The organism is Pseudonocardia hierapolitana (genome assembly GCF_007994075.1).
GTDB lineage: Bacteria > Actinomycetota > Actinomycetes > Mycobacteriales > Pseudonocardiaceae > Pseudonocardia > Pseudonocardia hierapolitana.
Genome location: NZ_VIWU01000001.1, coordinates 5455264 through 5467044 on the forward strand (window position 1 = coordinate 5455264; position 11781 = coordinate 5467044).

At 71.5% G+C, this 11781-nt stretch carries 14 protein-coding genes; 9 read left to right on the forward strand and 5 right to left on the reverse strand.

Annotation, left to right across the window (positions count from 1 at the left end):
• The first annotated feature begins 14 nt into the window (after nt 1–14).
• Entirely contained in the window at nt 15–1415 is a 1401-nt protein-coding gene (locus tag FHX44_RS25935; RefSeq protein WP_147261461.1) for an amino acid permease, read from the forward strand.
• Nucleotides 1416–1548: 133 nt separating this feature from the next.
• Here the strand turns inward: FHX44_RS25935 and FHX44_RS25940 are convergent, their stop codons facing one another.
• Nucleotides 1549–1992 (reverse strand): nitroreductase/quinone reductase family protein, encoded by a 444-nt coding sequence (locus tag FHX44_RS25940; protein ID WP_147258193.1) that lies wholly within the window; start codon nt 1990–1992, stop codon nt 1549–1551.
• Nucleotides 1993–2044: 52 nt separating this feature from the next.
• On the opposite strand from FHX44_RS25940, the gene FHX44_RS25945 reads away from it, so the two are divergent.
• Nucleotides 2045–2536 (forward strand): MarR family winged helix-turn-helix transcriptional regulator, encoded by a 492-nt coding sequence (locus FHX44_RS25945; RefSeq protein WP_170309046.1) that lies wholly within the window; start codon nt 2045–2047, stop codon nt 2534–2536.
• Here FHX44_RS25945 and FHX44_RS25950 read toward each other — a convergent pair.
• On the reverse strand, nt 2527–2976 hold the full coding sequence (locus FHX44_RS25950) for a TIGR03618 family F420-dependent PPOX class oxidoreductase (RefSeq protein ID WP_147258195.1): 450 nt from the start codon (nt 2974–2976) through the stop codon (nt 2527–2529). The two genes, FHX44_RS25945 and FHX44_RS25950, sit on opposite strands and share 10 nt — an antisense overlap.
• 17 nt (nt 2977–2993) lie before the next feature.
• Nucleotides 2994–3413: a hypothetical protein gene (locus FHX44_RS25955; RefSeq protein ID WP_147258196.1), complete on the reverse strand. Its 420-nt coding sequence runs from the start codon at nt 3411–3413 to the stop codon at nt 2994–2996.
• 96 nt (nt 3414–3509) lie between these two features.
• Between FHX44_RS25955 and FHX44_RS25960 the strand changes: the two genes are divergently transcribed.
• Nucleotides 3510–4478, forward strand: a complete 969-nt coding sequence (locus FHX44_RS25960) for an NAD(P)H-dependent flavin oxidoreductase (RefSeq protein ID WP_147258197.1) — start codon at nt 3510–3512, stop codon at nt 4476–4478.
• A 7-nt stretch (nt 4479–4485) separates the two neighbouring features.
• Here FHX44_RS25960 and FHX44_RS25965 read toward each other — a convergent pair whose 3' ends face one another.
• Entirely contained in the window at nt 4486–5664 is a 1179-nt protein-coding gene (locus tag FHX44_RS25965) for a serine hydrolase domain-containing protein (protein ID WP_147258198.1), read from the reverse strand.
• A gap of 144 nt (nt 5665–5808) precedes the next feature.
• Here FHX44_RS25965 and FHX44_RS25970 point away from each other — a divergent pair, with 144 nt between their 5' ends.
• From FHX44_RS25970 to FHX44_RS25995, 6 genes are all read left to right on the forward strand, one after another.
• Nucleotides 5809–6615, forward strand: coding sequence for a DeoR/GlpR family DNA-binding transcription regulator (locus FHX44_RS25970; protein ID WP_147258199.1), 807 nt, complete (start codon nt 5809–5811; stop codon nt 6613–6615).
• A gap of 115 nt (nt 6616–6730) precedes the next feature.
• Complete coding sequence (locus tag FHX44_RS25975) at nt 6731–7090, forward strand: hypothetical protein (protein WP_147258200.1); 360 nt, start codon at nt 6731–6733, stop codon at nt 7088–7090.
• A 176-nt stretch (nt 7091–7266) separates the two neighbouring features.
• The gene (locus FHX44_RS25980; protein ID WP_147258201.1) at nt 7267–8208 is read left to right on the forward strand and encodes a carbohydrate ABC transporter permease; all 942 of its coding nucleotides are present in this window, start codon (nt 7267–7269) and stop codon (nt 8206–8208) included.
• A complete protein-coding gene (locus FHX44_RS25985; protein ID WP_147258202.1) occupies nt 8208–9077 on the forward strand; it encodes a carbohydrate ABC transporter permease in 870 nt (289 codons plus the stop codon). The genes FHX44_RS25980 and FHX44_RS25985 overlap by 1 nt, the downstream gene beginning before the upstream one ends.
• Nucleotides 9074–10411: an ABC transporter substrate-binding protein gene (locus FHX44_RS25990; RefSeq protein WP_147261462.1), complete on the forward strand. Its 1338-nt coding sequence runs from the start codon at nt 9074–9076 to the stop codon at nt 10409–10411. Before FHX44_RS25985 ends, FHX44_RS25990 begins: the two co-directional genes overlap by 4 nt.
• Complete coding sequence (locus FHX44_RS25995) at nt 10408–11094, forward strand: glycerophosphodiester phosphodiesterase (RefSeq protein ID WP_147258203.1); 687 nt, start codon at nt 10408–10410, stop codon at nt 11092–11094. Before FHX44_RS25990 ends, FHX44_RS25995 begins: the two co-directional genes overlap by 4 nt.
• On the opposite strand, the gene FHX44_RS26000 is transcribed toward FHX44_RS25995, so the two are convergent.
• Nucleotides 11095–11706 (reverse strand): isochorismatase family protein, encoded by a 612-nt coding sequence (locus FHX44_RS26000; RefSeq protein ID WP_147258204.1) that lies wholly within the window; start codon nt 11704–11706, stop codon nt 11095–11097.
• Nucleotides 11707–11781: the final 75 nt, after the last annotated feature.

Sequence of the window (11781 nt, forward strand, 5' to 3'; positions counted from 1 at the left end):
CCTTGTCCGCACCGATGAACGCGTTGCTGCGGCGAAAGCCGATCGAACAGATCGACGAGGAACCGAGCGGTCTGCAACGGACGCTCGGGCTGTGGCAGCTCACTGCGATCGGAATCGGCGGCATCATCGGGGCGGGCATCTTCTCGCTCGCCGGCGTCGTCGCCAACGAGAAGGCCGGTCCGGCCGTCGTCATCTCCTTCCTCGTCGCCGGTGTCGCAAGTGCCGCGGCGGCGTTCTCCTACGCCGAGTTCGCCGGGCTCATTCCGAGGGCGGGCTCGGCCTACACGTACGGCTACGTGGTGCTCGGGGAGTTCGCCGCGTGGTTCATCGGCTGGGACCTGCTGCTGGAGTACACCGCGATCGTCTCCGTCGTCGCGATCGGGATATCCGGCTACCTGGGTGAGCTGCTGAGCTACCTCGGCGTGTCGCTGCCGGCCTGGATGCTGGGTGCGCCGGGGACGGAGCCCGACGGAGTGGCGCCGGGAACGTACGTCGTGGACCTGTTCGCCGCGCTGCTCTGTCTGCTGATCGCATTCGTGCTGACCCGCGGGATGCGTAGCGCTGCCCGTTTCGAGACGTCCCTCGTCTACCTCAAGGTGGCCGTCGTCCTGCTGGTCATCTGCGTCGGTGTCTTCCACATCAACACGGAGAACTACGACCCGTTCGCCCCGTTCGGGCTGACGGGCGCGTTCGCCGGTGCCGCGGTCGTCTTCTTCGCCGTCTTCGGCTACGACGCGATGAGCACGGCGGCCGAGGAGTCGAAGGACTCGCAGAAGCACATGCCGAAAGCGATCATCTACTCGCTGGCGATCTCGATGGTGCTCTACGTGCTCGCCTGTCTGGTGCTCACCGGGATGGTCAACTACGCGGACATCAACACCGACGCACCGTTCTCGGTAGCGTTCGCCGATGTCGGACTGCCGCTCCTCGGGGCGATCATCGCCGGGGGAGCGATCCTCGGCATCCTGACGGTGTTGTTCACGTTCCTCATGGGTGCTGCGCGCGTCGGGTACGCGATGAGCCGTGACGGGCTGCTACCACAGTGGATGTCCGCAACGGACCCCGTTCACCGCCAGCCCACGCGGATCACGTGGACCCTCGGGGCCGTCGCGGCTGTGATTGCCGGGTTCCTGCCCATCGGCGACGCCGCCGAGTTGACGAACATCGGCATCCTGCTCGCGTTCATCGTCGTGTGCATCTCGGTGATCGTGCTGCGCTACCGCCGGCCCGACCTGCCGCGGTCGTTCCGCTGCCCGGGGATGCCCGTGGTGCCCGCGATCGGCGTGGTGTTCTCGATCTGGCTGATCAGCTTCCTCGAGCCGCTCACCTATCTGCGATTCGCAGGCTGGTTCCTGCTCGGGCTGCTCATCTACTTCTTCTACAGCCGGCGCAATTCGCTGCTCGGCCGCCGCTGAACCATCGATCGCCGTTCGGCCGCCCGCGGACGCGTTCCGCGGGCGGCCGAACAGCTGAGCAGCGTCAGTCGTCGCCGGCGCCGGGCGCTGTGGCACCGGAAATGCAGCCCGCTATGGCACCTGCTCCGGGGGGTCAGGGGATCCGCAGTTCGAAGACCGCCACCCGGTCGGCGATCCCGGCGAACTCGTCGGGATCGCCGACCTTCACGAGCCCGAGGCGCACGAAGAACGGGACGCCGTGCGGCACCTCGGTGGGGAAGGCGTGCACGACGGTGCGGCGCAGCTTGGGGTCGGTGACCTCGGACAGCGCGACGCGTTGCCTGCGCCGCCCGTAGGCCAGCTCGCCCGTGCCCGCGGCGCGGACGTTGCGGGCCCAGTCCGACTGCGGCAGCGCCGCGATCACGTACCGGCGGCCGTCGACCGTCAGCGGCGAGACCGGCGTCGGTCGTGGGGCGCCCGAGGCGCGGCCCGGCACGGTGAGCACGTGGATCGTGCCGAGCTGCAATCCCAGCCGCTGCAGGAGCCTGACCAGGCGGTTCACGGTCGGGAGCCAGCGGGGGAGCGTGTGCGTTGCCACCGCAATCCCTTCGATCGTCGAAATGATTCGCCCTCACGCTAGACTCTTTCGAGTGTCGAAGCAATCAGCGGTGGAACGGGCGGCAAGGGCGGCGGCCGAGTTCGGCGGTGCCGCGGACGCCGTGGACGCCGCGGCCGCCGACGTGTTCGGCATCAACCGCACCGACCTGCGGATCCTCGGCGTCGTGATGGACGGGCCGCTGACCGCGGGGCAGGTCGCCGCCGCGGTGCACCTGAGCCCCGCGGCCGCCACGACCGCCATCCAGCGGCTCGTCGCGCGTGGGTACCTCACCCGCGAGCCGGACCCGGAGGACCGCAGGCGCGCCGTCGTCGCGCCCACCGCGTCAGCGCGCGAGCTGGCCGAGCGGATCTACGGGCCGGTCGGGGAGGCCGGGGCGGCGCAGATGCACTGCTGGAGTGCGGCCGAGCTGGAGCTGATCGCCGACTTCCTGGAGCGGGGCCGGGCCATGCAACTCGCCCACGCGGCGCGGATCCGAGAGCTCGCAGCCCAGCCCGGCGGAGGTCGTGCGATCTCTCAGGAGTAGGTGCCGTACACGCGCGTGGGCTCGACGAGCACGGCCACCCGGCCCTCCTCGCGCATGACGCGGTCGTAGGTGTCCCAGTCGTCGTGGGTGCCGCCCGCGCCGGTGAACACCGCCCGCAGCAGCAACCGCAGGCCTTCGGCGTCGATACCGTCGGCGGGGTCGTCGGGACCGATCAGCTCGCTCGTGCCCTCGACGCCGACCCACTCCCATCCCGCTCGCCAGAGGATGGACGTGGCCGGGCGCTCGCGCAGGTTGCGCAGCTTGACCGGCCCGTAGGTGACGTACCCGACGACCGGCCGACCGGTCGTCGGGTGGTCGAGCACCCCGGCGTTGACCAGTGAGGCGTGCGGCGTGCCGTCGGCACGCACGATGCTGACGCTCGCGAGCCCGTTGTCGCGGGCGACGATGGTGCGGACGGGGCCGAGATCCGGAGCGGTCACCGGCCCAGTCTGCACCGCTACACCGACACGATGGGGTGCACTCCACCGCTCGTGCTGAGGTAGACGCCGCGCAGGGGCGCGCCCGCGCGGTCGCACGCCTCCCGCAACGCCGCCGCCCACCGCCGGTCGCCTGCCAACACGGCGTCGCGGCCGATGCGTTCCAGCGCGAGGACGACGCTGCCGCTGCCCACATCGGTGCTGAGGTCCTCGCACATGCCCGCCATCACGGCGGCCAGGTTGTCGACGACGCGCGCCTCGGGGTGCAGCGGAACGTCCGAGATCGGAAGGATCACCGGTGCCTGGCGGCCGTCGCCGTCGACGAACATGATCCACAGCTGCCGGGCGACCGTGGCCGGGCCGACCAGCTGTTGCACGCGTTCGAGCACGTCGGCGTCGGTGAGCAGGAGCGGGGCGTTGGCGGGGTCGGGGATCGTCATGGGCGGAGCGTGGCGCAGCGGTCCATGATCCCGTGGGCGTTCGGGAGAGGTTGTGGACAACTCGACCTCGGGCCCGCTCCGCGCCATCCTTGGACGATGCTGAGCACGAGGTTCACCGAGCTCGTCGGCTGCGATGTCCCGCTCCAGCAGGCACCGATGGGCCTTCTCGCTCCGCCCGGTCTGGCGCTCGCGGTGGCACGGGCCGGCGGGGTCGGCACGGTCAGTGCGCCGATCGGAGCGGAACCCCGGGCGCTCGCCGCCCAGCTCGACGCATGGGTGGACGGGAGCGCGGGGGCGCTCGCGGTCAACTTCATCACCGAGCACGTCGACCCGGCCGCCGTCGCCGTCGCGGGTGCCAGGGTGCGGATGGTCGACTTCTTCTGGAACACCCCGCACGCGAAGCTGGTCGACGCCGCGCACGAGGGCGGTGCGCTGGTGAACTGGCAGGTCGGATCGCTGCCCGACGCCGTGCTCGCGGCCGAGGCCGGGGCGGACGTCGTGACGGTGCAGGGCCGGGAGGCCGGTGGGCACGTGCGCGGGGACACCCCGCTGCTGCCGCTGCTCGCCGCCGTCGTGCGCGCGGTGGACGTGCCGGTGCTCGCCGCGGGCGGCATCGCCGAGTCCCGGGCGCTGGCCGCTGTGCTCGCGGCCGGCGCGGCGGGCGCCCGGATCGGCACCCGGTTCCTCGCGACGTCGGAGTCGGGGACGCATCCCGAGTACGTGCTGGCGCTGCTCGCCGCCGGCCCGGAGAGCACCGAGATCACGGACGGCTTCGCGGACTGCCCGATGTGCGCCACCCTCCCGCGCGCGCGGGTGCTGCGCTCGGCGATCACGGCCGTGGCGGCGGTCGACGGGGAGGCGGTCGGCACGGTCTCGACCGGCGACGGCGACCAGCCACTCCCGCCGCGCGCGGGGATGCCGCCGCACAAGGACGTCCACGGCCAGATCCATGCCATGGCGCTGTACGCCGGCAGCGGCGTGGAACACGTCACCGCCGTGCGCCCGGCCGCCGACGTCGTGCGGGAGCTGGCAGAGGGGGCGGAGGCCCTTCTGCGCGCCTGGTGAGCGGCGCTCAGGAGGCCATCGCGCTCCGGACGGCCTCGAGGAGCGTGGCGGCCCTGCGGTCCGGGACCCCTTCCTGCACGTGGTTCATGACGTAGGCGAACGCGAGTCCCGTCGCCGGATCGGCGAAGCCCAGCGAACCCCCGAGCCCGCCGAACCCGAAGGCGGTCGGGCCGTACCAGAAGGCGTCGGGTGTCGGCAGGCCGAACCCGGTGCCGATCCGGACCGGGATGCGCAGGACGCGGTCGACGCCGCTCGCCCGTTCCGCGGTCGCCGCGGCCACGGTGTCGGCGCTCAGGATGCGATGCCCGTCGACCTCCCCGATGAGCGCGGCGTAGAAGCGCGCCAGGGCGCGGGCCGTGCAGATGCCGCCCGTCGACGGAATCTCCGCGGACTGCTCGTCGGGGTCGTTGTGGTCCAGCGGCGGCGTGACGAGCGTCAGCAGTGACCGCACCGTCAGCGACGTCGGGTCGGCGTATGCGGCCATCACGTCGCGAACGGGTTCCGGGAACGAGTCCACGTCGATCCGGCTGAGCGCGTCGAGATCGAGCGGCGGGGCGACGATCCGGCTGACGCGGTGGTGCTCGGTCTTCGGGAGGCCGATCCACAGGTCCGACCCGAGCGGCGCGGCGATCTCCTCCGCGAGGTAGGTGCCGATGCTGCGGCGGCTGACACGGCGTACGACCTCGCCGACCAGCCAGCCGAACGTGAGTCCGTGGTAGCCGTGCGCGGTGCCCGGCTCCCACGCGGGACGCTGGGCGGCCAGCGCATCCACCACGGGGTACCAGGCGATCGCGTCGGCACGGCTGATCGGGTGGTCGAGGGTGGGCAGCCCGGCCTGGTGGGTGAGCAGCCACCGGACCGGGATGCGTTCCTTCCCGGCTGCCGCGAACTCCGGCCAGTACTCGGCGACCGGTGCATCGAGGTCCAGTTGTCCGCGCTGGGCGAGCAGGAGCGCGCACGTCGCCGTCACGGCCTTGGTGGTGGAGTAGACGACCTGCAGGGTGTCGCGCTCCCAGCGACGGCCGATCTGGGGATCGGCGATGCCGCCCCACAGGTCCACGACGGGCCGGCCGTGCACGTACGCGCAGACCCCGGCGCCGATCTCCTGCTCGCCGGCCAGGTTCGCCGCGAACGCCTCCCGCACCCGTTCGTACCCGGGTGCCGTGTCCCCTTCGACCTCTGACATCCAAACCACTCCGCATGCTCCGCTGAACGTTGTCTCTAGCGTGGACACCGTAGAGAAGGGCATCAACGTTGTCCATGTAAGAGACGATGTTTTCTCGGGGGTGGTGGTGGCGTGCGGGCACCGCGGCGGCCGGACAATCTCCTCATGAGTGCGAGTAGCTCCGACGGTGGATCGGACGCGCCAGCCCGCCGCCCGGCTCGCCGGCAGGCCGAGATTGCGGCGTACGTCGTCCAGCACGGCACCGCCACCGCCCACGAGCTGGTCGAGGCGTTCGGGGTCAGCCTCATGACGGTGCACAGGGACCTGGACGCCCTGGAGCACCAGGGTGTCGTTCGCAAGTACCGGGGCGGGGTCAGCGCGCAGCCGACCAGCGTGTTCGAGAGCAACGTGGCCTACCGCCTCAACACGGCGCAGGCGCAGAAGCAGGCGCTCGCCCGGCGGGCCCGGGCGATGGTGGAGCCGGGGATGTCGGTGATGCTGGACGACTCCACCAGCGCTCTGGCTTTGGTCCGCCTGCTGGAGGACGTCGCGCCGCTCACCGTCGCGACCAACTTCGTGCCGGCGGTCTCGCTGCTCACCGCGATGCCCGACGTCCGGCTGATCGTGCTCGGCGGCATCTACTCGCCCACCCACGACTCGTTCGGCGGTGTGCCGTGCGCCGAGGCCGTCGAGGCGCTGCAGACGGACCTGCTGTTCTGCAGCGTGTCCGCGGTGTCCCCGACGCACGCCTACCACCAGGAGCAGGAGATCGTGCTGGTCAAGCGCGCGATGCTGCGTGCGGCGCGCACGCGGGTGCTCCTGATCGACAACGCCAAGCTCCGGCGCACGGCGCTGCACCGGCTCGCCCCGCTCACCGACTTCGACCTCGTCCTGGTGGACGACCAGGCGCCCGCCGAGCAGGTCGCCGCCCTCCGCGACCAGGGGGCGAGGGTGGAGGTCGTGGAGGTGTGAGGGCCGCCGCGAGGCGCGCATCCGGTTCCCGCCCGTCGGCCCGAAGCGCGGCACCGGACGAAATCCGGCCGCGGGGGCATGATCGTGGGGGAATCGGGCAGAAAGGTCGTTGAGTATGGGGCGAGATGACGATGACCCGGCGGTCCAGGCGCTGGTGGAGCTCAGAGCGGGCCTGGAGCGCACCATCGCCGCTCTGGGGGCGGCGTCCACGCGTGCGGAAGAGCTGATCGAGCGGCGCACCGCGGGCGCGTCCTGGTACGAGATCGTCTCGACGGAGGAGCCGCCTCTCGTCATCGAGACGATCACGCAGGTGCTGGACGACCTCGGGGAGCTGGGCAGCCGGTTCCGCCGCGAGGAGGCCCTCGCGCTGCAGCGCGAGAACGTCAGCATCACGAAGATCGGCGAGCTGTTCCGCGTGAGCAGGCAGCGGGTGTCCACGATCCTGCACGGCACGCGCTCGCGGGCCGAGGCCTGACGCCCGTCCGCTCCCGTCCGGGCTCCGCCAGCAGGGCTGCGCGGAGCAGTTGGTCGCGGCGATGCGCGGGGTCACGTCTGTGAACTAACGCCGAACATCACAGTCCCACACTGTTCGAACCCATGATCTGGTGATAACTTCCCCGCCGTGACGCCCACCACGACGAGGAGGCGGGCATGACCGCTGTCGGGCAGCCGGTCCGGTCCCGCCCGGACGTGCCCGTGCAGCAGGCCCCGAGCGCGCGGCGGCGCCCGCTGCGGGAGTACGGGTTGTTCGCGCTGATGGTGGCGCCGAACCTGATCGTGATCGCGGTCTTCGCGTACTGGCCGATCGTCTACAACGCCTACCTCAGCCTCACCGACTGGAACATGATCGCGGTCCGGCCGACGTTCGTCGGGCTGGCCAACTACACACGCACGCTCACCGACCCCGCGTTCCACCAGACGCTGTGGGTCACGGTGGCCTTCACCGGGCTGACCGTGGCCGGCAGCCTGGTGATCGGGCTGGCGCTCGCGGTGCTGCTCGACCAGCCCCTCGCCGGCCGCGGGCTCGTGCGCACGCTCTCGTTCGCGCCGCACGTCCTCTCGGGAGCCGCGGTCGCGACGTTGTGGCTGTTCATCTTCGACCCCGGCTACGGGCTGGTGCGCGCGGTGCTCGACCCGCTCGGGATCACCGCGCCGGACCTCGTGAACTCCTCCGACGGGGCGTTGTTCGGCCTGGTGATCGTCTACCTCTGGAAGAACGTCGGCTTCGCCGCGCTGATCTACCTGACCGGCATGCAGAGCCTGCCCCGCGAGCTCGACGAGGCCGCGGTGCTCGACGGTGCGGGCAGCTGGACGCGGTTCCGCCGGGTCACGCTCCCGCAGCTGCGGCCGATCACGTTCTTCCTGCTCATCACCACGGTGATCGGCACGTTCCAGGCGTTCGACGTGATCGCCGTGATGACCGGCGGCGGCCCGGGAGACGCCACCACCACGCTCAGCTGGGCCATCTACAGCGAGGGCTTCGAGGCGTTCGACGCCGGTCGAGCGGCCACGCTGTCGATCATCATGTTCGTGCTCCTGCTGATCGTCACGGCGGTGCAGGCCCGGATCATGGAGAGGCGGATGCACGTCTGATGGCGGCGATCACCCCGCAGAGGGCGGCTCCGGCGCGCCCGCAGCGCACGCCCCGGCCGGTACGAGCGGTGCAGTACGTCCTGCTGCTCGGCGTGGCCGCGCTGTTCGTCGGGCCGCTCTACTGGCTCCTGACGACCGCGCTGAAGGCGCCGGACGAGATCTACCAGTTCCCGCCCGCCTGGTGGCCGAGCGCGCTGACCTGGGAGAACTTCGGTCTGGCGTGGGAAGCGGCGCCCTTCGACCGCTTCTTCCTCAACTCCACGATCGCCACGGTGGCCGGCACGGCGCTCAAGGTGGCCAACGCGGTGCTCACCGCGTACGCCTTCGCGTACCTGCGGTTCCCGTTCAAGAACACGCTGTTCCTCCTGATCCTCGGCGCGATGATGGTGCCCGGCCACGTCACGCTGCTTCCGAACTACCTCACCATGGCCACGCTCGGCTGGATCAACACCTACGCCGGTCTGATCATCCCCGGCATCGGGTCGGCGTTCGCCACGTTCCTGATGCGCCAGCACTTCCGCACGCTTCCCCGCGAGGTCACGGACGCCGCGTCCGTCGACGGCGCGGGGCACCTGCGCACGCTCTGGCAGGTGGTGCTGCCGATGTCGCGCCCCATGCTCGTGACGGTCGTGGTGATCACCGCCGTGGAGGAGTGGAACAACTTCGTGTGGCCGCTGATCGTCACCAACACCGAGGAGATGCGCACGCTGCCGGTCGGCCTGCTGATCCTCAAGGACCAGGAGGGCCTCTCCAACTGGGGCACGATCATGGCGGGCACGCTGATCGTCCTCGTGCCGATGCTCGTGATCTTCTTCGTGGCGCAGCGCTGGATCGTCGGCGGCATCACGGCCGGGGCGGTGAAGGGATGACCACGGCAGCACGGTCGCGGCGTTCCTTCCTCGGGCTGCTCGGTGCGGCCGGGCTCGTGGCGGGCTGCGGCTTCCGCTCGCCGGACGCCGAATACGGGCAGCCCGCCGGCACGGTCCCCGCGCAGTACGCCGGCCGCGTCCGGGTGGTGTTCTGGCACTCCTACAGCGGCCGCAACGGCAAGGTGCTCGGCGAGCTCGTCACGCGGTTCAACGTCTCGCAGGACGACGTGTACGTCGAGGCGCAGTACCAGGGCAGCTACGACGACACCGCGCAGAAGGTGGCGGCGTCGCTGATCGCCGGGCAGGTGCCGGACATCGCGATCTTCTCCGACGTCACGTGGGAGCGGTTCTTCCTGGGCGGCGCGCTGGAGCCGTTCGACGGCTACTTCCGGCCCGGGTTCGACGTGAGCGTGTACGAGCCGAAGCTCTTCACCGAGGGCGTGCTGCAGGGCCGCAGCTGGTGGATCCCGTTCGCGCGCAGCACCCCGATGCTCTACTACAACCGCGACGCGTTCTCCCGAGCCGGCCTGCCCGACCGGGCGCCGGAGACGTGGAGCGAGCTGCGCGAGTGGGCGCCCGCGCTGGCCGGCGTGCAGTCGGCTGGGCGGTCGCTGCGCAGCCTGGCGTTCGCCAAGATCGACGGGGACTGGCAGTTCCAGGGCAACGTCTGGCAGTTCGGCGGCGCCTACTCGAACGGCCTCGACGTCACGATCGACGAGGACGGAGCGGTCGCGGCCGGGGAGTGGCAGCGGCGGCTCATCCACGAGGACGGCTACGGCTACATGGCCAGCAGCGCCTCGACCGACTTCGCGGGCGGGCTCACCGCGATGCTGCAGGACAGCACCGGTGGCCTGCGCACCATCATGGAGAAGGCGTCCTTCTCGGTGGGAGCGGGATTCGTGCCGTCGGAGGTGGCGGCCGGCATCGCGACCGGTGGCGGCGGGATCGGAATGATGCGCAACGCCACCGCGGAGCGCAAGCAGGCCGCGGCGGTGTTCCTCGCCCACCTCGCCCGGCCGGAGATCGCGGCGCACTGGACGATCGAGACCGGCTACCTGCCCGTCGTCACCGCCGCGCAACGGGAGCAGGCGCTCGTCGACCTGATCGCGAAGGAGCCCAACTACGGCGTGGCGATCCGGCAGCTGCCCCGGGCCCGCCAGCAGGACGCGATCCGGCTCTACGGCCGCAACGCGAACGTGGCCATCTACACCGGGCTGCAGCAGATCTACGCCGACAACGCCGCCCCGAGGGACGTCTTCCGGTCCGTGGCGCGCCGGCTCGAGTCGATCGCCGGCGAGGTGCGGCGCCAGTACGAGGAGAAGGTGCACCCGTGATCGTCACCGGCCACCGGGGAGCGATGGGCAGCGAGCCGGAGAACACCCTTCGGTCGTTCCGCAGGGCCGTGCGGGAGGGCTGCGACGAGATCGAGCTCGACCTGCGCGTCACCGCAGACGGACGGCTCGTCGTGCTGCACGACGCCACGGTCGACCGCACGACCGACGGCACGGGCGCCGTCGCGGAGCTGACGTTCGACGAGGTCCGCGCGCTCGACGCGGGGCTCGGCGAGCAGATCCCGACCTGGGCCGAGACCGTCGCGGCCGTGGACGTCCGGTTCCAGGCCGAGATCAAGGCCGCCGACGCCGTGCCGCTGCTGGCCGAGTCGCTGCGGGCAGACCCCGAACTGGCGCTCCGCACCCTCGTCACGTCGTCGCACGAGGAGGTCCTGCTGGCCGTCCGGCGGGAGCTGCCCTACGTCGAGACCGGGCTGATCCTCGGCCGCACACCGGCCTACGCCGAGATCGTCGCCCGTATCACGGCCGCCGACGCAGGCACGGCGCTCTGCGGCATCGCCGGGCTCACCGCCGAGGTGGTGGCCGACCTGCACGACCGCGGGTTCGACGTGACGGCGTGGCCGGTGCCGGACGAGCGGGTCCTCGCGACGGCGGTGGAGCTGGCGGTCGACGGTTTCACGACCGACCACCCCGACCGCCTCTGCGGCCCGGCCCGCGCGAGCTGATCAGCCGCCGAGATGCGTCAGCGCCTCGGGGAGGTCGACCACGTCCGCGTACTTCGCATCCAGATCCGTGAGGTTGTTGTCGTGCAGCTGCGGTGACCGGTCCGCGCACGCCTGGCGCACGACCTGCGGGCGGAAGCCGTGGTTCAGCGCGTCCATCGCCGTCGCGCGCACGCAGCCGGAGGTCGAGACGCCGGTGACGACCAGCGTGTCCACGCCCTGTGCGTACAGGGTGGCGGCGAGCGACGTGCCGAAGAACGCCGAGGCGTACTGCTTGACCACCACCGGCTCGCCCGAGGCCGGCTTCAACGCGAGCTCCCCCCAGCCGCCGTCGGCGTCCTCGGCGAAGGCCGCGAGCGCGGGCACCTTGTGCACGAAGAGGCCGCCGTCGGCGAGGCCGCGGGAGTAACGCACCACGGTCCAGACGACCGGGTGCCCCGCGGCACGCGCCGCGTCCACCAGTTGCGCCGTCGCGGCGACGGCCGGTCCGGGTTCGGGAAGGGCGAACGGCCCGTCCGGCTCGGTGTAGGCGCGGACGAGGTCCACGACCACGACCGCTGGCCGGACGCCCCACCCGACGCGTCCGGAGAACGCGCTGCCGTGCGGCCCGGTCATGGCAGGTACCTCCCGTCCGCGCGCAGCTCGTGGCCATCGCACAGCCCGGGGACCCTGCGAGGACCGCAACCGGCG